General features: G+C 69.3%; 26 protein-coding genes. 10 read left to right on the forward strand and 16 right to left on the reverse strand.

Annotated features, from left to right (window positions below; translation table 11 throughout):
- Positions 1 to 58: 58 nt before the first annotated feature.
- The 4 genes from FFK22_RS19640 to FFK22_RS19655 all read right to left on the reverse strand — a co-directional run bounded on the left by FFK22_RS19640 (position 59) and on the right by FFK22_RS19655 (position 4,069).
- A complete protein-coding gene (locus tag FFK22_RS19640) occupies positions 59 to 955 on the reverse strand; it encodes a bifunctional 5,10-methylenetetrahydrofolate dehydrogenase/5,10-methenyltetrahydrofolate cyclohydrolase (RefSeq protein ID WP_138889595.1) in 897 nt (298 codons plus the stop codon).
- Positions 956 to 1,034: 79 nt separating this feature from the next.
- Positions 1,035 to 1,841, reverse strand: coding sequence for a carbohydrate ABC transporter permease (locus FFK22_RS19645; protein ID WP_221938712.1), 807 nt, complete (start codon positions 1,839 to 1,841; stop codon positions 1,035 to 1,037).
- Positions 1,838 to 2,707: a carbohydrate ABC transporter permease gene (locus tag FFK22_RS19650; protein ID WP_138889594.1), complete on the reverse strand. Its 870-nt coding sequence runs from the start codon at positions 2,705 to 2,707 to the stop codon at positions 1,838 to 1,840. Before FFK22_RS19650 ends, FFK22_RS19645 begins: the two co-directional genes overlap by 4 nt.
- 141 nt (positions 2,708 to 2,848) lie before the next feature.
- Positions 2,849 to 4,069, reverse strand: coding sequence for an ABC transporter substrate-binding protein (locus FFK22_RS19655; RefSeq protein ID WP_138889593.1), 1,221 nt, complete (start codon positions 4,067 to 4,069; stop codon positions 2,849 to 2,851).
- A 270-nt stretch (positions 4,070 to 4,339) separates the two neighbouring features.
- Between FFK22_RS19655 and FFK22_RS19660 the strand changes: the two genes are divergently transcribed.
- Positions 4,340 to 5,365: a LacI family DNA-binding transcriptional regulator gene (locus tag FFK22_RS19660; RefSeq protein ID WP_221938713.1), complete on the forward strand. Its 1,026-nt coding sequence runs from the start codon at positions 4,340 to 4,342 to the stop codon at positions 5,363 to 5,365.
- Here the strand turns inward: FFK22_RS19660 and FFK22_RS19665 are convergent.
- The 3 genes from FFK22_RS19665 to FFK22_RS19675 all read right to left on the reverse strand — a co-directional run bounded on the left by FFK22_RS19665 (position 5,362) and on the right by FFK22_RS19675 (position 7,796).
- A complete protein-coding gene (locus tag FFK22_RS19665) occupies positions 5,362 to 5,790 on the reverse strand; it encodes a GNAT family N-acetyltransferase (protein ID WP_138889592.1) in 429 nt (142 codons plus the stop codon). The two genes, FFK22_RS19660 and FFK22_RS19665, sit on opposite strands and share 4 nt — an antisense overlap.
- Positions 5,791 to 5,816: 26 nt before the next feature.
- Entirely contained in the window at positions 5,817 to 6,605 is a 789-nt protein-coding gene (locus FFK22_RS19670; protein WP_138889591.1) for a phosphodiesterase, read from the reverse strand.
- A 129-nt stretch (positions 6,606 to 6,734) separates the two neighbouring features.
- A complete protein-coding gene (locus tag FFK22_RS19675) occupies positions 6,735 to 7,796 on the reverse strand; it encodes a trypsin-like peptidase domain-containing protein (RefSeq protein WP_186002550.1) in 1,062 nt (353 codons plus the stop codon).
- Positions 7,797 to 8,073: 277 nt separating this feature from the next.
- Between FFK22_RS19675 and FFK22_RS19680 the strand changes: the two genes are divergently transcribed.
- Entirely contained in the window at positions 8,074 to 8,301 is a 228-nt protein-coding gene (locus FFK22_RS19680; protein ID WP_138889589.1) for a hypothetical protein, read from the forward strand.
- Between the two features lie 100 nt (positions 8,302 to 8,401).
- Here FFK22_RS19680 and FFK22_RS19685 read toward each other — a convergent pair whose 3' ends face one another.
- The 4 genes from FFK22_RS19685 to fabI all read right to left on the reverse strand — a co-directional run bounded on the left by FFK22_RS19685 (position 8,402) and on the right by fabI (position 11,251).
- Positions 8,402 to 8,683 carry a plasmid stabilization protein gene (locus tag FFK22_RS19685; RefSeq protein WP_373683756.1) on the reverse strand — a complete coding sequence of 94 codons (282 nt, stop codon included), beginning with the start codon at positions 8,681 to 8,683 and terminating at the stop codon, positions 8,402 to 8,404.
- A gap of 159 nt (positions 8,684 to 8,842) precedes the next feature.
- Positions 8,843 to 9,913 (reverse strand): chorismate synthase, encoded by a 1,071-nt coding sequence (gene aroC, locus FFK22_RS19690; protein ID WP_138889587.1) that lies wholly within the window; start codon positions 9,911 to 9,913, stop codon positions 8,843 to 8,845.
- A 7-nt stretch (positions 9,914 to 9,920) separates the two neighbouring features.
- On the reverse strand, positions 9,921 to 10,415 hold the full coding sequence (locus FFK22_RS19695; RefSeq protein WP_138889586.1) for a GNAT family N-acetyltransferase: 495 nt from the start codon (positions 10,413 to 10,415) through the stop codon (positions 9,921 to 9,923).
- Positions 10,412 to 11,251 (reverse strand): enoyl-ACP reductase FabI, encoded by an 840-nt coding sequence (gene fabI, locus FFK22_RS19700; RefSeq protein WP_138889585.1) that lies wholly within the window; start codon positions 11,249 to 11,251, stop codon positions 10,412 to 10,414. The genes FFK22_RS19695 and fabI overlap by 4 nt, the downstream gene beginning before the upstream one ends.
- A 154-nt stretch (positions 11,252 to 11,405) precedes the next feature.
- On the opposite strand from fabI, the gene FFK22_RS19705 reads away from it, so the two are divergent.
- Positions 11,406 to 12,731, forward strand: coding sequence for a YihY family inner membrane protein (locus FFK22_RS19705; RefSeq protein WP_186002551.1), 1,326 nt, complete (start codon positions 11,406 to 11,408; stop codon positions 12,729 to 12,731).
- Positions 12,732 to 12,903: 172 nt separating this feature from the next.
- Here the strand turns inward: FFK22_RS19705 and FFK22_RS19710 are convergent, their stop codons facing one another.
- The gene (locus tag FFK22_RS19710; protein WP_138889583.1) at positions 12,904 to 13,374 is read right to left on the reverse strand and encodes an RT0821/Lpp0805 family surface protein; all 471 of its coding nucleotides are present in this window, start codon (positions 13,372 to 13,374) and stop codon (positions 12,904 to 12,906) included.
- A 231-nt stretch (positions 13,375 to 13,605) separates the two neighbouring features.
- Between FFK22_RS19710 and pdxH the strand changes: the two genes are divergently transcribed.
- Positions 13,606 to 14,169, forward strand: coding sequence for a pyridoxamine 5'-phosphate oxidase (gene pdxH, locus FFK22_RS19715; protein ID WP_221938714.1), 564 nt, complete (start codon positions 13,606 to 13,608; stop codon positions 14,167 to 14,169).
- On the forward strand, positions 14,166 to 15,116 hold the full coding sequence (locus FFK22_RS19720; RefSeq protein WP_138889581.1) for a cation diffusion facilitator family transporter: 951 nt from the start codon (positions 14,166 to 14,168) through the stop codon (positions 15,114 to 15,116). The genes pdxH and FFK22_RS19720 overlap by 4 nt, the downstream gene beginning before the upstream one ends.
- Here FFK22_RS19720 and FFK22_RS19725 read toward each other — a convergent pair.
- Entirely contained in the window at positions 15,113 to 16,702 is a 1,590-nt protein-coding gene (locus FFK22_RS19725; RefSeq protein WP_138889580.1) for a calcium-binding protein, read from the reverse strand. The genes FFK22_RS19720 and FFK22_RS19725 overlap by 4 nt on opposite strands.
- Positions 16,703 to 16,917: 215 nt before the next feature.
- On the opposite strand from FFK22_RS19725, the gene FFK22_RS19730 reads away from it, so the two are divergent.
- The 3 genes from FFK22_RS19730 (at position 16,918) to FFK22_RS19740 (ending at position 20,520) form a co-directional block, all read left to right on the forward strand.
- Positions 16,918 to 17,490, forward strand: a complete 573-nt coding sequence (locus FFK22_RS19730) for a peroxidase-related enzyme (RefSeq protein ID WP_138889579.1) — start codon at positions 16,918 to 16,920, stop codon at positions 17,488 to 17,490.
- A gap of 19 nt (positions 17,491 to 17,509) precedes the next feature.
- Positions 17,510 to 19,264, forward strand: a complete 1,755-nt coding sequence (gene sppA, locus FFK22_RS19735; protein ID WP_138889578.1) for a signal peptide peptidase SppA — start codon at positions 17,510 to 17,512, stop codon at positions 19,262 to 19,264.
- A gap of 311 nt (positions 19,265 to 19,575) precedes the next feature.
- Positions 19,576 to 20,520, forward strand: a complete 945-nt coding sequence (locus FFK22_RS19740) for an IS110 family transposase (protein WP_221938715.1) — start codon at positions 19,576 to 19,578, stop codon at positions 20,518 to 20,520.
- A gap of 29 nt (positions 20,521 to 20,549) precedes the next feature.
- Here the strand turns inward: FFK22_RS19740 and FFK22_RS19745 are convergent, their stop codons facing one another.
- Entirely contained in the window at positions 20,550 to 21,143 is a 594-nt protein-coding gene (locus FFK22_RS19745) for a VOC family protein (protein ID WP_138889576.1), read from the reverse strand.
- Between the two features lie 174 nt (positions 21,144 to 21,317).
- Between FFK22_RS19745 and FFK22_RS19750 the strand changes: the two genes are divergently transcribed.
- Positions 21,318 to 21,806 carry a MarR family winged helix-turn-helix transcriptional regulator gene (locus FFK22_RS19750; protein ID WP_138889575.1) on the forward strand — a complete coding sequence of 163 codons (489 nt, stop codon included), beginning with the start codon at positions 21,318 to 21,320 and terminating at the stop codon, positions 21,804 to 21,806.
- A gap of 69 nt (positions 21,807 to 21,875) precedes the next feature.
- Here FFK22_RS19750 and FFK22_RS19755 read toward each other — a convergent pair whose 3' ends face one another.
- Both FFK22_RS19755 and FFK22_RS19760 read right to left on the reverse strand, forming a co-directional pair.
- Positions 21,876 to 22,382, reverse strand: coding sequence for a hypothetical protein (locus FFK22_RS19755; RefSeq protein WP_138889574.1), 507 nt, complete (start codon positions 22,380 to 22,382; stop codon positions 21,876 to 21,878).
- A gap of 90 nt (positions 22,383 to 22,472) precedes the next feature.
- Positions 22,473 to 23,216, reverse strand: a complete 744-nt coding sequence (locus FFK22_RS19760) for a TlyA family RNA methyltransferase (RefSeq protein WP_138889573.1) — start codon at positions 23,214 to 23,216, stop codon at positions 22,473 to 22,475.
- A gap of 93 nt (positions 23,217 to 23,309) precedes the next feature.
- On the opposite strand from FFK22_RS19760, the gene FFK22_RS19765 reads away from it, so the two are divergent.
- Positions 23,310 to 24,383: a Gfo/Idh/MocA family protein gene (locus tag FFK22_RS19765; RefSeq protein ID WP_138889572.1), complete on the forward strand. Its 1,074-nt coding sequence runs from the start codon at positions 23,310 to 23,312 to the stop codon at positions 24,381 to 24,383.
- The last annotated feature ends 15 nt before the right edge of the window (positions 24,384 to 24,398 follow it).

The raw sequence follows: 24,398 nt of genomic DNA on the forward strand, positions 1-24,398 counted from the left end.
CCCCTCTCCCGACCGTCCCCACCGCATCATCCGGGAGCTGGCGGCCGGGCGCCAGCGGTCAGAAGGTCGAGGCGCCCAGCCGGGTCTCGTAATGTGCCTTCTGGCGGCGGGTAGCGACGATGGTGTTGCGCATCAGCACCGCCACCGTCACCGGCCCGACGCCCCCCGGCACCGGGGTGATCCAGCCCGCCACCGGGGCAACGCTGTCATAGTCGACATCGCCGACCACCCGGCTCTTGCCGGCGTCGTCCAGCACCTCGTTGATACCGATGTCGATCACCGCGGCGCCCGGCTTGATCATGTCGCCGGTGACCAGCTTCGGCTTGCCGACGGCGACGAACACCGCATCGGCCCGGCGCGAATGCATGGAGACCGAGCGGGTCATGTGGTGGCAGACGGTGACGGTTGCGCCTTCCGACATCAGCAGGAAGGCGATCGGCTTGCCGACGATCTCGGAATGGCCGATCACCACGACCTCCAGCCCCGCCAGGGTCAGGCCGGTGCGCTTCAGCATTTCGACCGCAGCCAGCGCGGTGCAGGGCGCCAGCTCCAGCTCGTTGTAGACGATGTTGCCGATCGAGGCCGGGTTCATGCCCTCGACATCCTTCAGCGGATGGATCGCCGTCTGCATCGCCTTGATCGAGATGTGCTTCGGCACCGGGCGCTGCAGGATGATGCCGCTGACCTGCGGGTCGGCGTTCAACGCGGTGATGGCGGCGCGCAGCTCGTCCTGCGTGATCCGCTCCGGCAGGCGCCTGGTCTCGAAGGCGATGCCGACGCCTTCGGCCGTGCGCCGCTGGTTGCGGACATAGACGTCGACCGCGCTCTCGTCGCCGACCGTGATCGACACCAGCTTCGGCGGCCAATGCGCCTCGCCCAGCGCCGACACCTCCGCCGCCACCTCGGCCAGGATGGCATCCGCCACCGCCCGCCCGGTCAGGTCCCGCTCGCTCATCGCCCGCTCCGTCACACGTCCCGCGCTGCGCGGCTTGTGACCCGGCGAGGCCGCAGCGTCAACCCGAACCGGCGGATGGCTACTTTGTGCCGGGAGCGAAGCCGCGCAGCAGGTGCTTCTGGATGTAGCCGGCGACCAGCAGCACCGGCAGCGAGGACAGGAGGCCGATCGCCATCAGCCGGCCCCACAGCGTCTCGTCCTCGGTGATGAAGGTGGCGACGTAGAGCGGCAGGGTGAAGCGGCTGGGGCGCTGCAGATACAGGAGCGCGAACAGGAACTCGTTCCAGCACAGGATCAGGGCGAAGATCAGCGTCGCCACCAGCCCGGGCAGAGCCAGCGGCAGCACGATGTGCCACAGGCGGCGCAAGAGCCCGGCGCCGTCGATCGCCGCCGCCGCCTCGATCTCGACCGGCACCTCGCGGACGAAGCCGAGCAGCATCCACAGGCAGAAGGGCAGCGTGTACAGCTGGTACACCAGCACCAGCCCGGACAGGGTGCCGAGCAGGCCGAGATCGAGCAGCAGCGCATGCAGCGGCAGCGCCACCACGATCGGCGGCATCAGCTTGACCACCAGCACCAGCAGCAGGAACAGCACGTCCAGCCGCTTCGGGAAGCGGAACCGGGCCAGCGCATAGGCGGCCAGGAAGCCGGCGAACAGCGACAGCAGCGTCGCCCCGAAGGCGACGATAGCGGTGTTCTTCAGCCGCACCAGGAACCCGTCGGCGAGCACGGCCCGGATGTTGTCGAGGGTCGGCACGGTCGGCAGGAAGCCACGGCCGGCACGGGCGGGGTCCTCGAAGGCGGCGCCGATCATCCACACCACCGGCAGGGCGAAGACCAGCACGAACAGGGCGATGCCGAGATACGGCAAGGAACGGCGGATCACTTGGCCGAGCCCCGCATCGCCTGGGCGGCATAGACGGCGCACAGGGCGCAGGCGATCGCCATCATCACCACCGAGGCGGCGGCGGCGAGGCCGACATCGAAGAACTTGAAGCCCTTCTGGTAGACATACATCGACATCGTCTCGGTGGCATTGCCGGGGCCGCCGCCGGTCAGGGCATAGACCTTGTCGAACAGCTTGAAGGTGTCGATCAGGCGCAGCAGCAGCGCCAGGAAGACCTGGCCGCGCACCAGCGGCAGCACGATCCGGGTCAGCAGCACCCAGGTGCGGGCACCGTCGGTCCGCGCCGCCTCGACCACCTCGGGCGGGATCGACTGCAGCCCGGCCAGGACGATCAGAGTCGTCATCGGCGTCCACTGCCAGGTGTCGACCAGCATCACCGACCACAGCGCCAGGCCGGGGTCGGACAGCCATTCCACCGGCGGCAGGCCGAGCCAGCCGAGCGCGCCGTTCAGCACCCCGACGTCGTAATGGAACCAGGACCGCCAGATCGCTGAGCAGACCAGCGTCGACAGCATCATCGGATAGACCACGACCGACAGCACCGCGCCGCGGCCGCGGAACTCGCGGTTCAGCAGCAGGGCCAGCGCGGTGCCGAGGCCGACCTGGAGCAGCGAGGCGACGACCGCGAACCGGACCGTGTTGCCGATGTCGACCCGGAAGAACCAGTCGCCGAACAAAGTGGCGTAGTTGGCGAGGCCGACCCAGCGCGAGGTATCAGCGGCGAAATCGATTTCCTGGAAGGAATAGACGGCGACCTGGACCACGGGCGCGAGCGCGAACACGACCAGCAGCAGCGCGGCGGGAAGCAGGAGCAGGACGAGCTGCCGGCGGTCGGTGAAGAGCATGGGGTTCTGTACGGTCTTTCGGAAATCCCATCCTGTCATGCCCAGGCTTGACCCGGGCATCCAGGGCGGCAGGCACCGCTCTCGGTTGCCTTGGATCGCCGGGTCAAGCCCGGCGATGACAGAATAGGGTAAGCTCGTGCCTCACTTCGCCAGCGCCGCGTCGATGTCGGCCGAGGCCTTCGTCAGCGCCTCCTCCGGCGCCATCTGGCCGACCAGGGCCAGCTGCAGGTAGTCGCCGAGGATCGATTCGACCTGCGGCCACTGCTTGATCCGCGGCCGCGACACGCCGGCCTCGAGCGCCTTCAGCTGGTCCGGGTACCAGCGGTACTTGGCGACCAGGTCCTTGTCGGCATACAGCGCGGTCAGCGTCGGCGGCAGGCCGAAGCGCAGCGCCAGCTCCTTCTGCATGTCGGCGCCGTTCAGGAAGGCCAGGAACTTCTGCGCACCCTCGGCATTCGGCGCGCCCGACGGCACCGCCACCTGCCAGATGCCCAGCATCGGCGCCGGGCCCTTGGTCTCGCCCGGGGCCGGGCCGATCGCGACCTTGCCGACCACCTTCGACTTGGCGGCGTCGTCCAGCGACGGCACCCAGGCCGGCCAGACCTCGATCGCCATGGCGGCGCGGCCCTGCTGCAGCGCGTCGCGCACCTCGGTGGCGTTATAGGTCTCGACCCCGGTCGGGGCGAAGGCCTTCAGCGCCAGGAACTGCTGCAGCGCCTTGGTGCCGGCGGGCGACGCCAGCGCCGCCTTGCCCGAGCCGTCGATGATCTCGCCGCCATGGGCCCAGAAGATCGGCAGGAAGCCGGTGACGATCGGGTTGCCCTTGGTGCCGCGGAACACCACGCCGGCGACATTCGGGTCCTTGGCCTTCAGCGCCTCGGCCGCCTTGACCACGTCGCTCCAGCTCTTCGGCGCGGCCAGGCCGGCCGCCTGGAACAGGTCGGTGCGGTAGGCGAACATCTCGACATTGCCGGCGAAGGGCAGCGCCACCACCTGCCCGTCCTTGCCCTTGGACAGGGCGGTCAGGCTGGGGATCACGCCCGACAGGTCGGCGGTCACCGGCTTCAGCCAGCCATTGGCGGTGAATTCCGGCATCCAGGTGTCGTCGGCGACGATCACGTCATAGGCGTCGGCGCCGCCGCGCAGCGACACCACCAGCTTCTCGTACAGGCTGCCATAGGGCAGCTTCAGCAGCTCGACCTCGGTGTCCGGCGACACCGTCTTGTAGGCATCGATCGCATAGGCCAGAGCGTCGCCATAGACGCCGTCGCGGCCGGCGATCACCAGCTCGTCCGCCTGCGCCGCCCCGGCCAGCAGGAGCGCCGCGAGGCCCGCAACCCGGCCGATCAACTTTGTCGTCATCTTCAATCCCTCCCCAGTCCGCAGGATGGTCGGCGACGCCCCGGACGAAGATGTGAACACGTGTTCACACATTGCCATATCCGAATGTCGGCCGCACCGCTCTCCGGCGGCGGTTCTATCATGGCTCCGAACACCGCACGCTTTCAAGGAAATGAATGTTTCGTGACGGTCCGGTGACAATCCTTTGGGCCTGCCGATTTCACCTTTACGGCACCTCGCCTTCATGAACACGTGTGCGCTATCCTGGGGTCATCGGCAGGGGAGCGCTGGTTGGGACGACAACGGCAGGACAGCGAGACGCGGCCGGCGACGGCGCAGGCAGTGGCGGAGCGGGCCGGAGTGTCGCGCGCCACGGTCTCGCGCATCATGTCCGGCCAGGCCCGGGTCGCGGCCGAGACCCGCGAGCGGGTGCTGGAGGCGGCCTCGGCGCTGGGCTACCAGGTCAACATGCTGGGCCGCGGCATGAACCGCCAGCGCTCCGACCTGGTCGGCATCGTCGTGCGCGGCGCCACCGACCCCTACCGCGCCGCCCTGTTCGAGGCGCTGCTGCGCGAGATCGACGGCCACGGCCTGCAGTCGCTGGTCAGCGAGGTCGGCGACGAGGCGGCGCTGGACCGCACTATCGCACGGTTCCTGCAGTACCGGGTCAGTGGCGTGCTGGTGACCTCCGGCGCGCCGCCGATCGCCCTGGCCGAGCAATGCGCCCGGCTGGGCATCCCGGTGGTGGCGCTGAACCGCGCCGTGTCGATCCCCGGGGTCGACGCCGTGCTGTCGGACAACGAGACCGGCGGCCGGCTGGCGGCGCAGGCGCTGCTGGATGCGGGCTGCCGGCATCTCGGCTTCCTTGGGGTCGAGGGCGGCACCTATAGCGGCCTGGCCCGCAGCGCCGCCTTCGTTGCCGCGCTGGCGCCGGCCCTGGCCGCCGGCCGCGCCACCTTCCGCCCGATCGTCGCCGCCGGGCCCGACCACGACGCCGGCGCCGCGGCCGCCGCCGGGGCCTGGGGCGCGCCGCTGGACGGGCTGTTCTGCGCCAGCGACGTGCTGGCCTGCGGCTTCCTGGACGGGGCCAGGGCGGCAGGACGCGCCGCCCCGCGCGATCTTTCGATCATCGGCTTCGACGACGTGACGCCGGCCGGCCTCGCCCCCTATCGCCTGACCACGATCCGCCAGGACGCCGCCCGCATCGCCGCCCGCGCCGTGGCGCTGATGCTGGACCGCGCCGAGGATCCCGCCAGGCCGGCGACGGTGGAGACGGTGCCGGTCACCCTGGTGCGGCGGGCCACGGTCGCGGGCTAGGCCAGGTCCTTGGTCATGAACACCCGGCTGGTGCCCGGCGGGTCGCAGGGGATGTCGCCGAACACCCGCCAGCCATGGCGGCGATAGAAGTCCGGCGCCTGGAAGCTGATGGTGAAGAGGACCGCCGAACGGCAGCCGCGCCGCCGTCCCTCCTCCTCCATCATCCGCAGGATCCGGCTGCCCAGCCCCGAGCCGCGCAGCGCCTCCGGCAGCCAGAACAGCTCGACGAACAGCAGCCCCAGCGAGGTGCGCCCCTTGGCGCCGCCGAGGATCTCGCCGGTCCCGGGATCGCGGACCACGACCGAGAGCGGCCGCCGGTCGCTGTAGCCGATGACCGTGTCGTTGAAGGCGTTCAGCCCGTCATTGATCAGCGCGTCCAGCCGGTCGTCGGCCGTCTCGGTCAGGACGATCTCGGGATCAGGCATCGCCGCCTCCGTCTTCCGGCCCGGCATCAGGACACGCGCCGCTGCACCCCGTCGATCGGCGACAGATGCGAGATCAGCCGCTTGCCGGTCCAGTACAGCAGCCGGACCAGGGGCGGCTCGATGCCGACCGTCAGCTCGGCCCCCTGCTCGAGGTTGAACCCGACCGCATGCGACGGGCTGGGCCCGATCGAGGCCGGGATGCCGGCGAAGGTGGTGTCGACCGCCCGGTGGACATGGCCGCACAGCACATGCACCACCTGGCGATGCCGCACCAGCACGCGGGCCAGGCCGTCGCCATTGCCGCAGCGCCAGCCATCCATCCGGGTCAGGCCGGTCTCGAAGGGCGGGTGGTGCATGAACAGCAGCGCCGGCTGCTGCGGCGCCTCAGACAGCCGGGCGTCGAGCCACTCCAGGCGCTCGTCGCACAACAGTCCCTCGATCCGGCCCGGGATGGTGGTGTCGAGCCCGATCAGGCGCAGGCCGCCGGTCTCGCCGGCGATGTTGAGGAACGGGCCCTCGGCGCCGATCCCGGCATGGCCGGCGAAGGCCTCGCGCATCGCCTCGCGGTCGTCATGGTTGCCGGGGATCGCCAGCATCGGCAGGCCCAGCGGCGTCAGCGCCTTCTGGAACAGCCGGTACGATTCGACATCGCCGCGGTCGACCAGGTCGCCGGTGACCAGCAGCAGGTCCGGCCGCGGCGACAGCGCGGCGAGGTGCTCGGCACAGCGGCGCAGCGCGCCGAGCGCGTCGATCCCGGTCTCGACCGCGACGTCCGGCGTGGTCACATGGGTGTCGGTGATCTGGGCGATCAGCATGAACGTCCGGTACCTCGGCGCCGCGGAAGACGAGGCCGGCACGGTCGCGAGGACCGTGCCGGCCGGATCTGATCCCAGACCGTTACACCGGCGGCGAGGCCCAACGCCAGCGCCGGAATGTGAATACGGCTATTGCGCGCCGAGCGCGACCGGCAGGCTGAGCGTCTCCTTGCCGCGGACCACGGTCAGCATCACCGAGGTCTGAGGCCGCATCAGGCCGACGGCGTTGCGCAGCGCGGTGGCGCCGTCGATCGGGTGCCCGTCCAGCCCCGTGACCACGTCGCCGACCTTGAGGCCGGCCGAGGCCGCGACGGTGCCGGGGACGATGCCGGTGATCAGCGCGCCGCGGGTGACGCCGGCGATCCCGCGCGACGCCGCCTTGGCCGCAGTCAGGTCCTCGATGGCGACGCCGAGTCGGGCCCGCGACACCGAGCCGAATTGCTCGATCTGGTCGATCGAGTTCTTGACCATGTGCATCGGGATGGCGAAGCCGATGCCGGCATTGGCGCCGGACGGGCTGAGGATGGCCGTGTTGATACCGACGAGATGGCCGTCGAGATTGATCAGCGCCCCGCCGGAGCTGCCGGGGTTGATCGCCGCGTCGGTCTGGATGAAGTCCTCATAGCCTTCGATGCCGAGGCCGCTGCGGCCGGTGGCGCTGACGATGCCGAGCGAGGCGGTCTGGCCGAGGCCGAACGGATTGCCGATCGCGACCACGAAGTCGCCGACCTTGGGCATGTCGGTGTCGTCCACCGGCAGCTCGGTCTTCAGCCCGCTGGCAGGGATGCGCAGCACCGCGATGTCGATGTCGGCGGCCGACCCCACCACCTGGGCCGGCACCTCGTTGCCGTCGCCCAGGGTGACGCCGATCTCGGTGGCGTTCTCGACGACATGGGCGCTGGTGACGACCAGGCCCTTGGCCGCATTGACGATGACGCCGGAGCCGACGCTGCGGAACGCCTTCTCCTTCTCGCCGCCGAAATAGCGCCGGATGTCGGGGTCGCGCAGCATCTCGGCGCTGGGGCGGACCGTGCCCTTGACCTGGACGTTCACCACCGCCGGCATGGCTTCGGTCAGCAGCGGGTTGAGCGTCGGCAGCCCGCCCCGGGCGGACCCGGCCGAGCCCCCCGAATTGCAGGCGGCCAGCGCCAGCATCGCAGGCACGACGAACAGCGTCAGGATGCGGCGCATCAGGGTTCTCCTTCCGATTCGCTGGAAGATGTGCGCCGGTTTGCGCCAAGCGTCCAGGTTTGGGTGCACCCCACCGAACCCGCGAGGTCGGCGAAAGTTCACAGATGCGGCGAGGGTGGCGGCACGTGGACCGTGGGAGCAAGGGTTTTGCGATCGGAACGACACGGCCCCTCCCATCCCGACGCCGGTCGGCGTATATAGTCGGACATGACGACTGTGTGACATCGGCGTCGGCGACAGGCGTCGGCTGCGACCCGCTCAGATCCGGAGGGACTTCATGACCGCGAGCGAACCTGCCGACCGCGCGGATATCGAGGCTTTGGCGAAATTTTTGTCCGAATCCGACGGGGCTGCGGTGGCGCCTTACGCCCTGGTGCGCCGCGGCAGGATCAAGTGCTTCTTCGACAACCCGACGACGGCGACCGAAAGCGGCATCCAGGCCTATGCCGACCGTGCCTTCACGGTGATCGACATCCGCGCCCAGAGGGTCGTCCGCCGGCGGTGAGGGGGCAAGCCCCGACCGATATCAGCCGCGCGCAGCGCCGTGGCCATCCAGAGATCGAGCCGCTGGATAGCCACGCCCCTTCGGGGCTCGCCATGACGGGTTAGCCTCCTGGATCGCCGGTATCATCGTCGAAGCCGGGCGGCTCGCGGATCGCCTCTCTCGGCATCTCCGGAAGGTCGACGCCGCCCAGCGTTGCAAAGCGCTGCCGGATCGCATCGGCCAAGTTCACCGTGCCGCCAGCATCTTGCGACAGCACAGACCGAAGAATGTCCCGCGCTTCATCTTCGACCGAATGACCGTTACGGGCGGCACGCCGGCGCAGGCGAACCATCAGCTGTGCGTCGAGTTCGTGGATGGCGATGCTTGCGAAGGCAGGCTCCAGCGACCGGTGATGGGCCTGTCATTCTCCCGCGAGAGAATTGCCGTCGCAATTCCCATTCCGTCATCCCTACGAAAGCGGGGATCTCATGACAGCCTGACCGGAACGAGATTCCCGCTTCCGCGGGAATGACGGCGGAGGGCGAGGCGCGGGTGTGCCGCCTCAGCCTTCGATCGCCCTCTGCCGCAACAGGTGGTCGGCCAGGACGCAGGCCATCATCGCCTCGCCCACCGGTACGGCGCGGATGCCGACGCAGGGGTCGTGCCGGCCCTTGGTCAGGATCTCGGTGTTGTGGCCCTCGATGTCGACCGTGCGCCGCGGCGTCAGGATCGAGCTGGTCGGCTTGACCGCGAAGCGCACCACCACCGGCTGGCCGGTCGAGATGCCGCCGAGGATGCCGCCGGCATTGTTCGCGGTGAAGCGGACCGCGCCGTCATTGCCCATCAGCATCTCGTCGGCATTCTCCTCGCCGGACAGGGCCGCCGCGCCGAAACCGGCGCCGATCTCGACCCCCTTGACCGCGTTGATCGTCATCATCGCCCGGGCCAGCTCGCTGTCGAGCTTGTCGTAGATCGGCTCGCCCCAGCCGGGCGGCACGCCCTCGGCCACCACCTCGACCACGGCGCCGGTCGAGGACCCGGCCTTGCGCACGCCGTCGAGATAGTCCTCCCAGCGTGAAGCGGTCTCGGCATCGGGGCAGAAGAACGGGTTGCGGTCGACCTCGTCCCAGTCCCAGCGGCCGCGGTCGATCTTGTGCGGTCCGATCTGCACCAGCGCGCCGCGGATGGTGACGCCCGCCAGGATCTTGCGGGCGACGGCTCCGGCGGCGACCCGGCAGGCGGTCTCGCGCGCGCTGGACCGGCCGCCACCGCGCGGGTCGCGGATGCCGTATTTCTTCCAATAGGTGTAGTCGGCATGGCCAGGCCGGAACTTGGCCGCGATCTCGGAATAGTCCTTGCTGCGTTGGTCGGTGTTCTCGATCAGCAGCGAGATCGGCGTGCCGGTGGTCTGGCCCTCATAGACGCCGGACAGGATCTTCACCTCGTCGGCCTCGCGCCGCTGGGTGACGAAGCGCGACTGGCCGGGCTTGCGCTTGTCCATCCAGGGCTGGATGTCGGCTTCGCTCAAGGGGATGCGCGGCGGCGCACCGTCGACCACGACGCCGATGGCGGGCCCGTGGCTTTCGCCCCAGGTGGTGAAGCGGAACAGGGTTCCGAAGCTGTTGCCGGCCATATCCGCCTCAGCCCTCTCCGGCCACGCGATCGAGGGCGTCGCCCTCGAGCCGATAATAGATCTTCTGCGCCAGCCGCGCCGCGCCGATCCGGTCGTAGAGGCGCTGCGCCCCCTCGTTCCAGGTCTCGGTGGTCCAGTCGAGCCGGGTGCAGCCGCGCGCCTGCGCCAGCCGGGCCAGGAAGCGCAGCAGCGCCTCCCCGGCCCCCAGCCCCCGCGCCCCGTCACGGACATACAGGTCTTTCAGCTGCAGATGGCCGGTCAGGGTCCGCCCCGGGAAGAGCATGCCGAAGCTGGCGACTCCGACCGCCCGGTCGTCGATCTCGGCCAGGGCGATCTCGGTCGGATGCTGGCCCCAGACATACTGCTCGACCCGCTCGGCCGTCACCGCGTCAGGATCGAGCGTGCGGCCCTGGGCGTAGTGCCGGTCGAGATCCTGGAACAGCTCCGTCACGGCCGCGCGGTCGGCGTCCGCGGCCAGCCGGACCGTGACGGCCGCGCTCATGACTTCGGCGCCAGGCCCTGCAGCAGCTCGGCGGTGGCCGCGGCGGCGTCGACCGAAACCATGCCGACGGTGTGGTAGCCGCTGTCGACGTGGTGGACCTCGCCGGTGACGCCGGAGCCGAGCTCGGACAGCAGGTACAGGCCGGCGCCGCCGACCTGCTCGATGGTGACGTTGCGCTTCAAGGGCGCATTCAGCTCGTTCCACTTCAGGATGTAGCGGAAATCGCCGATGCCGCTGGCGGCCAGGGTCTTGATCGGGCCGGCCGAGATGGCGTTGACCCGAATGCCGCGGCCGCCGAGATCGACCGCGAGGTAGCGCACGCTGGCCTCCAGCGCCGCCTTGGCCACGCCCATCACGTTGTAATGCGGCATCACCCGCTCCGCCCCGTAATAGGTCAGGGTCAAGAGGCTGCCGCCGTCGCGCATCAGCGGCACCGCCCGCTGCGCCACGGCGGTGAAGCTGTAGCAGGAGATGTCCATGGTGCGCAGGAAGTTGTCCCGCGTCGTGTTCAGGTACAGGCCGTCGAGCTCGTTCTTGTCGGAGAAGGCGATGCCGTGCACCAGGAAGTCGAGCTTGCCCCAGTCGCGCTCCAGCGTCTGGAACACCGCGTCGATGCTGGCATGGTCGGTGACGTCGCAGGGCAGCACATGGGTCGAGCCGACGCTCTCCGCGAGCGGCTTGACACGCTTGTGCAGCGCGTCACCCTGATAGGTGAAGGCGAGTTCCGCACCCTGCGCCGCGCAGGCCGAGGCGATCCCCCAGGCGATCGACCGGTCATTGGCGACGCCCATGATCAAGCCGCGCTTGCCTTGAAGGAGCGGAGAGGGAACCGTCATTGCAGAGCCTCAGTTGGGGTCAGGACACCCGAACGGGGCGCGCCGCGGGTCCTTGGATTAAGATGCGGGGATGGTACACGAACGCCCTATCGGGTCAAATGTGGGCTTATCAATGGCATCGGGACCGGGTGATCGGCAAGAGCAGAGGCGGGGCATGGGCGACAAGGCCCGCCACTGGGCTAAGGCGATCTACACCTTCGGCCGCTACGCCGTGCTGCGTTTCTGGAACGACCGCGGGGCGCAGGCCGCCTCGGCGCTGACCTATTCCTCGCTGCTGGCGCTGGTGCCGATCGCCACCATCGCTTTCTCGATCCTGTCCGCCTTCCCCGCCTTCGGCCTGATCAAGGGCGCGGCCCAGGCCTGGCTGGTCGAGATGCTGGTGCCAGAGGTCGGGCACACCGTGCTGAACTATCTCGAGGGGTTCAGCCAGAACACCGGGCGGCTGACCGCCTTCTCGATCGTCGGCCTGGTGGTCAGCTCGGTGCTGCTGCTGGCCACCATCGAGGACGCCTTCAACGGCATCTGGCGGGTGAAGGAGCAGCGGCCCTGGGCGCTGCGGATCGTCACCTTCTGGGCGATCCTGACCCTGACCCCGATCCTGGTCGTCGCCAGCTTCTCCTTCACCATCAGCTTCTTCGGCAGCCATAGCGGCGGCGTCGCCCAGCAGCTATGGGCGCCCTTCATCGGCTTCGTGCCGCTGATGCTGCAGTTCATCGGCTTCACGCTGCTGTACCAGCTGATCCCGAACCGATCGGTGCGCTGGAACGACGCCGTGATCGGCGGGATCATCGCGGCGGTGGCCTTCGACCTCTCCAAGCGCCTGTTCGCCTGGTATCTGCGCGCCTTCCCGGCCTATGAGACGATCTACGGCGCCCTGGCGACGATCCCGATCTTCCTGCTGTGGCTGTATCTCGCCTGGTCGATCGTGCTGATCGGCGCGGTGATCGCCGCTGCCCTGCCGGACTGGCGCTCCGGCCGCCTGCTGGGCGGCGAGATCGACAGCCTGCTGCCGGGGCCGCGGCTGACCGTCGCCGTCGCCGCCCTGCGCGAGCTGGCGGCGGCCAGCCGCCTCGGCGTCGGCATGCATCGCCGCACCCTGCTCGACCGGGTGCCGGTCGGCATCTCCGCCCTCGACGGCATGCTGGAGCAGTTGCGCCATGCCCGCTTCGTCGAACGCTCCGCCTCCGACACCTGGCTGATCTCGCGCGACCTCCGGGTCACCACGCTGGCCGACCTGATGCGCGGCCTGGGCGTCGGCATGCGCGGCAAGATCGGCGAGGTGCCGGGGCTGGAGGGCGCCTGGCTGCGGGCGCTGGCGGACCGCATCCACGCCGCCGAGGAAGCGCATCACGACAGCCTCGACGTGCCGCTGTCGACGGTGCTGGTCGACGAGCCGCCGGCCGAGCGCCTGCCGGGCCCGGCGGAGAAGCCGCCGATCCCGCTGCACCGGGTCGCCCCGAATGCGGAAGGCCCGCCGTGAGCGGCGAGCCTTCGTCGGTCCGTGCGTCGTAGAGATCGTTTGGAAATGCGCTGGTGTGAGTCGGCTGGCGGTGGTTTCGAGAACCGGCGCACAGCGGACATTGGTCCGTGAGCACCGGAAGCTTCGAGTCCGCCGTCAGACGGCCGCACCAGTCGCGTTTACAAGCGGTCTCTTAGCCGTTGACGATGCGCCAGGTGCCATCGCCTTCGCGGCAGGCGGTGCCGCGCCCGGTCTGGGCCCGGCCCTCGACATAGATGGTCTGGGTGAAGTCGCGGCAGTTGCGCCCGGAGTCCTGGTAGGTGCGGGTCGGGGTGACCGTGCCGTAATTGCCCGAATCCGGGTTGCGCCAGGAGCTCTCGGTGCCGCTGCGGGAGTTCTCGAAAGCCTGGTTGTAGGTGCGCTCGGCATAGAGCTGGTCCGACCGGTCGAGCGAGGCGCCGACCGAGTTGCCGAGCCAGCCGCCGACCAGGACGCCGGCCGCGGTCGCGGCCAGCTTGCCGGTGCCGCTGCCGAACTGCGACCCCAGCAGGCCACCGCCGGCCGCGCCGACCAGGGTGCCGATGCCCTGCTTCTGTCCCATGTCCTGGCACCCGGCCAAGGCGACCGCACCGACGAGCGCGGCGGCGATGGTGAACTTCCTCATGCTCTCCGATCCTCCTGCGATGCCCGCAGCGGGCATCGGACCTGTCCTGGCCGCCATGGACTTCACGGCGGCGATGCCTAATGTAGCCAAAATTCGACCGAGTGAAGGCCGTGCGCCATGACGACGCCCCCGTTCCCCACCCCGAACCCCGGCAGTGCCGCAACCGAACCCGCCAATCTTGATTTCGTTCCGCCGGCGGACCCGTTTGCTTTGTTCGAAAGCTGGTTTGGCTTGGCCGCAGCGCATGAAATCAACGATCCAAATGCTGTTGCGCTGGCGACCGCGGCGACGGACGGCGCGCCGTCCGTCCGGATGGTGCTGCTGAAGGGCGTCGACGACGACGCGGCGGCGGCGCGCGGCTTCGTCTTCTTCACCAATCTGGAGAGCCGCAAGGGTGACGAGCTGGCCCGCAACCCGCGGGCGGCGCTGTGCTTCTACTGGAAGAGCCTGCGCCGGCAGGTGCGGGTCGAGGGGCCGGTGACGCCGGTCGAGCCGGCCGAGGCCGACGCCTATTACGCCAGCCGGGCCCGCGGCAGCCGGATCGGCGCCTGGGCCTCGGCCCAGTCGCGGCCGCTGGCCGACCGGGCGACGCTGGAGCAGGCGGTCGACGACGCCACCCGCCGCTTCGGCCCCGAGGAGTCGGACGGGCCGGTGCCGCGGCCGCCGCATTGGTCCGGCTTCCGCCTGGTGCCGTGGCGGATCGAATTCTGGCAGGAGCGGCCATACCGGCTGCACGACCGGGTGGTGTACGAGCCGGGCCGCGACGGCTGGCGCCACCACCGGCTGTATCCGTGACCGATACCGTTCAGAGCGGCCAGGCCGGCGGCGACCAGGCGCGGCGCGACCGGCTGCTGAGGCTGGCCACCACGGTCAGCGTCTCGGTCGCCTCGACCCTGGCCGTCCTCAAGCTGGCCGCCTGGCTGGTCACCGGGTCGGCCGCGATCCTGTCCTCGCTGCTCGACAGCATGGTCGACGTCGCCGCCTCCGGCATCCTCCTGATCAGCGTGCGCCATGCGCTGCGGCCGCCCGACCGGTCGCATCGCTACGGCCACGGCAAGGCCGAGCCGCTGGGCGCCATCGCCCAGGCCGCCTTCGTCGGCGGCTCGGCCCTGCTGCTGATCTTCGAATCGGCCGGCCGCTTCATCACCCCGGCGCCGATCGTCGAGGTGCCGCTGGGCATCGCCGTGATGTCGATCTCGCTGGTGGCGACGGTCCTCCTGGTCGTGTTCCAGCGCAGCGTCGCCCGCCGCACCGGATCGACCGCGATCGAGGCCGACCGGCTGAACTATGTCGGCGACACCGCCACCAGCCTGGTGGTGCTGGCGGTGCTGGTGATCGGCCAGCAACCGGGCTGGCTGTGGCTCGACCCCGCCGCCGCGATCGGCGTCGCGCTGTGGCTGCTGGTCAGCGCCGCCCGTATCGCCCGCCGCGCCGTCGACCACCTGATGGACCGCGAGCTGCCGCAGGAGGACCGGGTGCGGATCGCCGCCATCGTCCGGGCCGATCCGGAGGTGGCGGGCCTGCACGACCTGCGCACCCGCAGCGCCGGCGGCACCCGCTTCATCGAGCTGCATGTCGAGATGGACGGCAGCCTGACCCTGTGGCAGGCCCATACCGTCTGCGACCGGCTGGAGGCGGCGCTGTCCGCCGCCTTCCCCGACGCCGAGGTGATCCTGCACCAGGAGCCGGCCGGGCTGGATGACGAGCGGCTGGACCACCGCATCTACAAGCGGCCGACCTAGCCGATCAGGAAGTCGGACGCCGACAGCGCGGTGCCCGGCACCACGATCGCGAAGGCTCGGGCGGCGCCGGGGCCGGTGCCGTCGCGGTCATAGCGCAGCGTGCCGCTGTCGATGTCGTAGAGGATCCGGTCATCGGCATCCCCGGCGGCGGTCCCCAGCGCGAAGGCATCGGGCGCCAGCGTGCCCGTCGGCAGCTGGGTGAAGATCGCGGGGTCGAGCAGAAAATGGTCCTCGCCCGGCGTGAAATCGGTGAGCCGGTCGATATTGCTGCCGCCGAAGGCGGTGTCGAAGACGAAGCTGTCCGCGCCGCCACCGCCGGTCAGGACATCCTTGCCGAGGTCGCCGGCCAGGACATTGGCCGCGTCGTTCCCGATAAGGGCATTGGCGAGGGCGTTGCCGGTGGCGTCGACCGCGCGGCTGCCGATCAGGACCAGGTTTTCGACATTGTCGCCGAGGCGATAGTCGATGGCGGATCGCACGGTGTCGGTGCCCGGCTCGTCGAGTTCGATGACCCGATCGCCGGTGCTGCCGACGACATAGGCGTCGTTCCCGGCGCCGCCGTCCATGGTGTCGGCGCCCAGCCCGCCGTCGAGCCAGTCGTCGCGCCCCCCGCCATGGAGGGTGTCGTCGCCCGCGGCCCCGAACAGGCTCCCGCTGCCGTCGTCGGTGGTCATGACGTTGTCGAGCGCGTTGCCGACCCCGCGCAGCCCTCCGAAGATGAAGAGATTCTCGACATTGTCCGGCAGGCGGTAGGACTGGCTCGCGGAGACGGTATCGATGCCCTCGCCGGCCGCCTCGACGACGACCTGGCCGAACCGGGTCAGGAGGTAGACGTCATCGCCGGTGCCGCCATGCAGTTCGACGGGGCCTGTCCAGCCATGCAGCTGGTCGTCGCCGGCGTCGCCATAGAGGATGTCGAGGCCTTCCTGCCCATAGAGGGTATCGTTGCCGTCGCCGCCATGGACCAGGTCGTCGCCGGTTCCGCCATAGATGACATCGGCATCCGCCCCGCCGAAGACCCGGTCGTTCCCGTCGCCTCCGTCGAGATAGTCGAGGCCGGCCCCGCCCTCGACGATGTCGTCGCCCCATTGGCCGTAGAGGTCGTCGTCGCCGGCGCCGCCGCGGACGGTGTCATTGCCGCCGCCGCCGAGAACGACGTCGCGGAGATCGCCGCCGGTAATGGTGTCGTCACCCGTCCCGGCGTAGAACTGGATGCTCTCGAAGCCGCGGATCCGGGTGCCGTCCGGCGCCACCTGCTCGACCGACGGGTCGGCAATGGACAGGACGATCGGCGCGGCGACGGCATCGAGCTGCAGATACAGATGGTCGACGCCCGCCCCGCCATCGGCGGTGTCGCCGTCGCCGCCCTCGCCGATGCCGATGAAGACGGTGTCGTCGCCGGCGCCGCCGGACAGCACGTCCCGGCCCGTCCCGGCGGACAGCACATCGTTGCCGTCATCGCCGAAGACCTGGTCGTCGCCGGCCTGGCCGAAGAGCGAGTCATTGCCGCCCAGACCATGGATGACGTCGGCTTCCGCCGTGCCGGTCAGGCTGTTGTCGAGATCGTCGCCGGTGATGATCGCCATGAATCGGCCTCCCCGAATGGACAGGACATCCTCGCCCGGTACGATGACGGTTCGATGTTCGAATCTGAATATGCCGGGCTTTTAAATCTTCGCCGATCCTACCCTGACTCTGGTTTCGACTTCACGCACAAGTATCGGGCTATGATCGCGGCCCGGGTTCGACGGCGGCGCAGCTGCCTGCTAGGCTGCGCCTGCGACCAGAAAGGAATCCCGCCGTGCCGCAGCCCGATCACGTCATGGCCCTGCCGATCCCGGACGAGTCGGCGCTCGACGAGGATCTCAAGGCCTATTACGCCAAATGCCTGGAGAAGCTGGGGCTGGTGCCGAACGTGATCCGCGCCTACAGCCTGCGGCCGAAGAAGCTGCGCAATTTCATCGCCACCTACAACGAGCTGATGCTGGGTGACAGCGGCCTGTCGAAGCTGGAGCGGGAGATGATCGCCGTCACCGTCTCCTCCGCCAACCGCTGCTATTACTGCCTGGTCGCGCATGGCCAGGCGGTGCGGAAGCTGGCCGACGACCCGGAGCTGGGCGAGATGCTGGCCTTCAACCATCGCGTCGCCCGGCTGCCGCCGCGCCAGCGCGCCATGCTGGATTTCGCCTGGCTGCTGACCACCGAGCCGCACAAGGTCGGCGACGCCGAGCGCGCTGCGCTGCGCCAGCACGGCTTCTCCGACGAAGACATTTTCGACATCTGCGACGTGGCCGGGTTCTTCAACATGTCGAACCGCGTCGCTTCGGGCGTCGACATGATGCCGAACCGCGACTATCACGCGATGAACCGCTGATTCCCGGGCAGGACGCATCATGGGCCGCTTCATCCGCGCCATCCTCATCATCTTCGGCGTGCTGTTCCTGCTGCTGATCGTGGCCGCCGGCGGGCTGGTCTGGTACGCGGCCGACCGGTCGCCGCAGCTGCCGAAGGGCGACCTCGCCTTGATGCTCGACCTGCGCAAGGGCGCGCCGGACGGCATTCCGGCCGGGCGCTTCAGCCTGAGCCGCAGCCCGCTGACGCTGCACCAGACGATCGACGCGATCGACCGCGCCGCCGCCGATCCGCGGGTCGGCGCCATCGTCGCCCGGCTGTCGGCCGACGCGGTGCCGCTGGCCTCGGCGCAGGAGTTGCGCGACGCCATCGACCGGGCGCGGCGGGCCGGCAAGCTGACCGTGGCCCATGCCGACGACCTGGGCGGCGGCGGCCCGGGCAATGTCGCGGTTTTCCTCGCCGCCGGCTTCGACCAGAGCCTGATGATGCCGCAGGGCGGCGTCGGGCTGACCGGCATCTCGGTCGAGGTGCCGTTCGTCCGCGACCTGCTCGACACCGTCGGCGTCCAGCCCGAGGTCAGCAAGCGCGGCCAGTACAAATCGGCGCCCGAGACCTTCACCGAGCGCGACTTCACCCCGGCCAGCCGGGCGATGAACGAGGCCATGGCCCAGGGCCTGTACGACCAGCTGGTCGCCGGCATCGCCCAGGGCCGCGCTTTGCCGCCCGACCAGGTCAAGCGGTTGATCGATGGCGGGCCGTACACGGCCAAGGAGGCGGTCGACGCCAAGCTGGTCGACAAGCTGGCCTATTGGGACGAGGTCGACGGGCTGGTCGACGCCCGGGTCGGCCGCAAGCTGACCGAGGTCAAGGCCGACGCGTATCTCGAGGCGACCGAGCCGGAGGTGAAGAGCGACCAGCCGCGGATCGCGGTGATCTACGCCACCGGCCCGATCGTCGACGAGCCGTCGGAAAGCAGCCTGGAGCGCCAGATCGTCGGCCGCGAGCTGGCCGAGACCATCGACGACGCGGTCGAGAACGACAAGGTCAAGGCGATCGTGCTGCGCATCGACAGCCCCGGCGGCTCGGTCGTCGCCTCGGCCCTGGTCGGCCGGTCGGTCGGGCGGGCGCGCGACGCCGGCAAGCCGATCGTGGTATCGATGGGCGAGACCGCGGCCTCCGGCGGCTACTGGATCGCCGCCCAGGCCAAGGCGATCGTGGCCCAGCCTTCGACCCTGACCGGGTCGATCGGCATCTTCGCCGGCAAGCCGGTGCTGCAGGCGCTGTGGAAGAAGGTCGGCGTCAGCTGGGGCAGCGTGCAGCGCGGCCGCAACGCCGGGATCTGGACCGTGAACGAGCCCATGGACAGCGTCGAGAAGGGCCGCTTCGAGGCCGGCGTCGACGCCGGCTACGACGCCTTCCTGCAGCTCGTGGCCAAAGGCCGCGGCATGGACCCGAAGGCGGTCGACGCCGTCGCCCAGGGCCGGGTCTGGCTCGGCAGCGAGGCGGTGAAGAACGGCCTGGTGGACCGGCTGGGCGACCTCGACGCGGCCATGGTCATCGCCCGCCAGGCGATCGGCCTGGGCCCCGACGCCAAGGTCGCGGTGGTCCGCCTGCCGCGCCCGCGCTCGGCCCTGGACACGCTGCGCCGGCTGATCTCGGGCAGCCCGCTCGGCGGGGCGGCGCTGCTCGAGGCCGGGCTGGGCCCCCTGGGCCCGATCGCCGAGCGCTTCGGCGCCCTCGCCGCCGTCACGGACGGCCCGGTCGCGGCGATGCAGCCGCTGCTGCTGGGGCGGTAGCGATCGTTTTGTAGGTTGGGTTCGCGGATGCGAACCCAACACTGGCTCGGGCGGTGCGATGTTGGGTTCGCGAGGCGCGAACCCAATCTTGTATTAGCGCGATGGATTAGATTGTCATCGTTCCGTGAGGAACGGTCCGGCCCGGGCGGCCGCCCGGGCCGGACCGCCGATCGTCGGATCGTAACCCAACCCAGCTGTCAGGGCTGCTCTCGTAGCGAGATCGCGATCGGCACTTCATCGAACCCGCATGGTTGAAGGCCCTTTGAGGGGCGCATCGCAAGGGAGGGTCGACGAAGATGAGCCAGTCTATCATGGCCTATGCCGGAATCGACACCGGCAAGCACAAGCTCGATGTGGCCGTCCATGGCGCCAAGGCGCGGCTGCAGGTCACCAACGACGAGGCCGGCCACGCCAAGCTTGTCACCTGGCTGCGCCGCCAGCGCGTCCGCCGGGCCGGTATCGAAGCCAGCGGCGGCTACGAGAAGGCGGTCGTCGCCCGGTTGCGCCAGGACGGCTTCGAGGTCGTCGTGTTCCAGCCCGCCCAGGTCCGGGCCTATGCCCGGTACCGGCTGCAGCGGGCCAAGAACGACCGCATCGACGCCACCCTGATCGCCGCCTGTACCGCCGACTGCGAGGACGAGGACATCCACGCCCCGCCCGACCCGCGCCTCGCCAACCGGGCCGAGCAGCTCACCCTGATCGAGCAGATCACCGAGGACATCGCCCGGCTGGAGACCCGACGCGCCTCCTGCCGCGACGACGCCATCCTCCGCCACTGGGATCTCGAGATCCGCCGCCTCAAGCAGGAGCTCAAGCGGCAGCTCGCCGGCCTCGTCGCCGAGCTCCGCCAGCACCCAGACCTCGCCCAGCGCCTCGATCTCATCGAAAGCGTCTCGGGCATCGGCCTGCGCACCGCCGTCGCCATCCTCGTCCGCATGCCAGAGATCGGCTCCCTCTCCCGCGAGAAAGCCGCCGCTCTCGCCGGCCTCGCACCCTATGACGACGACTCCGGCGACCACCACGGCGAGCGCCACATCGCCGGCGGACGACAGCGCCTGCGCAACTCCCTCTTCAACGCCGCTCTCCCCGCCGCCTTCCGGTGGAACCCTCAGCTCGCCGCCCTCTACCGACGTCTCTCCGCCAAGGGCAAAGCCCACAAGCTCGCCCTCATCGCATGCGCCAGAAAGCTTCTCATCTTCGCAAACGCCGTCGTCGCCCGGGGCTCGCCTTGGGTCCAAAAATCCGCTGAATGCTAATGGTTGCTGCGACGCGTCATCGTCGCCGCTTACAGCGGCAGCTCCTGGCCGGCCTGCTCGCGGACGATGTATTCGGCGTACCAGTCCGGCCAGTTGGCGTCGTGCACGCCGCCGTTCCGCTTCTCATGCTCGCCATGGGCGGCCGCCGCACGCCGCAGCGTGGCGGCAAGCTCCTTCGACGATGTGAAGGTGGTGTCGCCCGCCTCCACCCGCCCAGGCAGCCGCGCGGTGACCTCCTGGATCTGCCAGGGGTTGCCGTCCGGGTCCTTGAACGAGGCCCAGGAGGCGTAGCTGCGCCGGGTCGGCTCCGGCCCGCTGCGGCGCTGGCCGGTCTCGTCGAAATGGTACACCTCGCTTACCTCGACGCCGCGGGCGGCCAGCTCGGCCTGCGTCGCCACGATGTCGGAGACGATGAAATAGGGGGCCACGGTGTTGCCCTGGCCGAAGATCACCGAGGCCGGCGAGCCCGGCGGGGTGACCTGGATGACCCGGAAATTGTCGCCCGAGATGTCGGCGTCCAGCCGCCAGCCCAGGCCGGTGTAGAAGCTCTTGGCGCGGTCGATGTCCGAGACCGGGATGGTGACGACCTCGAGCTTCAGCTCGGGTGCATTGGCGTTGCTCATGTCTGCTCCTTGGGTTGCGGGAGCTCGCGGATCGGCGCGTCCTCCCTGGTATAGATCGTGTCCGCTTCAATCGGACACGATCTATATAAGCTGAACGATTCCGCGTGTCAACACCTTCCGATTTAATCGGATACGATCTATATCAGAGTGACATCACGCGACGTGAGGACAGCTGTGACCACATCCAAACCGCATGACCTGCCGAAGCTGGCCGATTTCCTGTGCTTCGCGGTCTATTCGGCCAATCTCGCCTTCGGCCGGGCATACCGGCCGATCCTCGAGGAGCTCGGCATCACCTACACCCAGTGGATCGCCATCGTCGCCCTGTGGGATGACGACAACCAGACCGTCAAGAGCCTGGGCGAGAAGCTGTTCCTGGAATCGAACACGCTGACGCCGATCCTCAAGCGGCTGGAGGAGCTCGGCTATCTCCGCCGCCGGCGCGACCCCGCCGACGAGCGGCAGGTGATCGTCAGCCTGACCGAGGCCGGGCGCCGCCTGCGCGAGCAGGGCGGGCAGCAGGATCTGGTCGACGCGACGGGCCTGGATGCGGCGGAGTTCGCGGCGCTGCAGCAGGCCATCGTCAAGATGCGCGACAGCCTGCTGAAGCATGCGCAGGAGGCTCCGATGAAGGAGCCGGGACGTAAGGGGACGATGCGGTGAAGCGGCGTGAGGAATGATGGGCCATGAATCTGGTCGAGCTCAAGAGCGGCCTCTATCGCGAGGGCAATATCACCTATCGTCGTCAAGTCCAGTCAACAGATCCTCGATAAATATTCTTTCTATCTTTGAAAGATCAGAGAGCGAAGCGATCTCTTCAAACATCGGCTGCAAATTTAATATCTCTGCACTAACTAGATTTCTGAGATCAACTGCAGGCAAATTTGAATTTACGACCCAGCCATACTTCTGTTCTGGAACAAAGCTAAACAGCCAATCTGATAATATCTCAAGCGCTGCACTTCTCGGCCATGCCCCTCCCTTCTGAACGATCATCGCCAGGATGGGGATAGCTGGAATAACCGCGGGATAATAAGTTCCTGCTTCCGCGTTTCCGAATGCGTATTCGGTATACATTACTGATTGCCATGATGACGCCTCATCAGATGCGTCCAATATCTTTCGTAGCTCGGCCGCTATCCTGCCTTCGGAGTTTCCTGGCGGCTGCATCCAATGCCCCCAATCCACGGCTTTGATGGCATCTCGTATAAGGGCTTGAGCACTCTCCTTGTCGTCCATTGGCCCCAAACCTTCCGCGAGCATTCCGCCGGCACCGCAACCTAGCTCTGCCGTCATACGGTTGAATAGCCGTCCTTGCCACCCGGCGGATCACCCCTCGAACCGCCCGCCGATCAGGAACTCGACATTGCCCTCCGGCCCGGTGATCGGGCTTTCGGTGATGCCCAGCACCCGCCAGCCCGGGCGGGCGGCGAGCCAGGCGGCGATGCGGTCGCAGACCTCGCGATGCAGCTCCGGGTCACGCACCACCCCGCCCTTCCCCACCCGATCGGGCCCGACCTCGAATTGCGGCTTGATCAGCGCCACCAGCCAGGCACCCGGGGCGGCCAGGCCCAGCGCCGCCGGCAGCACCGTCTCCAGCCCGATGAAGCTGGCGTCGCAGACGATGATACCGGCCGGGTCCGGGATCAGCGCCCGGTCCAGATGCCGGGCGTTGGTCCGCTCCAGCACCACCACGCGCGGATCCTGGCGCAGCGACCAGGCCAGCTGGCCGTGCCCGACATCGACAGCATAGACCTTCGTCGCGCCGCGATTGAGCAGGACATCGGTGAAGCCGCCGGTCGAGGCGCCGACGTCGAGCCCGGTCAGACCCGCCGGGTCGATGCCGAAATGGTCGAGGCCCTTGACCAGCTTCAGCCCGCCGCGGCTGACCCAGGGATGGTCGCGGCCGCGCACCGACAGCGCCTCGGGCTGCGCCACGCCGTCGCCCGGCTTCTCGACCCGGCGCGTGCCCTCATAGACCAGCCCGGCCAGGATCAGCGCCTGGGCCCGCGCCCGGCTTTCCGCCAGGCCACGCTCGACCAGCACCAGATCCGCCCGCGGCCGCTTCGCCATCGCTTTCCTCCGACCTTTCGCCGCATGCGGTTTACACCCTTTGCGGTTCTGGGGTCAGATTCCTCTCCGGCCCCGAGTCCCGAGGATCCGCGCATGCCCCCCTGCAACTTCGCCATCGTCGGCCCCGGCTGGCGCACCGAGTTCTTCCTGCGCGTCGCCCGGGCGCTGCCGGAGCGCTTCCGCATCGACGGCGTGGTGGTGCGCGACCCCGCCCGCGGCGCCGCCTTCGAGGCGCAATGGGGCCTGCCGACCTTCCGCACGACCGAGGCGCTGCTGCGGCTGACGCGGCCGCGCTTCGCCGTGGTGTCGGTGCCGCAGCCGGCCGCGCCCGGGGTGATCGCCGAGCTGGCCGCCGGCGGCCTGCCGGTGCTGTCCGAGACGCCGCCGGCGCCCGACCTCGAAGGCCTGCTGCGCCTGCACGAGCTGGTCCGCGGCGGCGCCCGCCTGCAGGTGGCCGAGCAGTATTTCCTGCAGCCGACCCATGCCGCCCGGCTGGCGCTGATCGCCGCCGGCCGGATCGGCACGCCCAGCCATGCCCATGTCGCGGTGGCACATGGCTATCACGGCACCAGCCTGATCCGGCGATATCTCGGCCTCGGCTTCGAGAACGCCAGCGTCCGGGCCCAGGGCTTCAGCAGCCCGATCGTCGCTGGCCCGACCCGGGCGGGCCCGCCGGCCGAGCACCGCATCGCCCAGTCCGAGCAGACCATCGCCACGCTCGATTTCGGCGACCGCTCGGCAGTGTTCGATTTCACCAGCGACCAGTACCACCACTGGATCCGCACGCCGCGGGTGCTGGTGCGGGGCGAGCGCGGCGAGCTCAAGGATGACGAGCTGCGCTATCTGCAGGATCACCGCACGCCGGTGACGCTGCGCCTGCTGCGCCAGGATGTCGGGCAATACGCCAACATCCAGGGCCACCATCTCGTCGGCTTCCTCGCCGGGGCGGACTGGGTCTATCGCAACCCTTTCGCCGGGGCGCGGCTGAACGACGACGAGATCGCGGTCGGCGCCTGCCTGGCCGGCATGGCCCGCTTCGTCGAGACCGGGGAGGACATCTACAGCTTCGCCGAGGCGGCGCAGGACCAGTATCTGGCGCTGTCGATCGCCGCGGCGAAGGCGTCGGGCGAGGCGGTGCGGACCGAGACGCAGCCCTGGGCGTTGTGACCCCTGGCCGGCCTT

The sequence above is a fragment of the Mycobacterium sp. KBS0706 genome (genome assembly GCF_005938675.2).
Lineage (GTDB): Bacteria > Pseudomonadota > Alphaproteobacteria > DSM-16000 > Inquilinaceae > Inquilinus.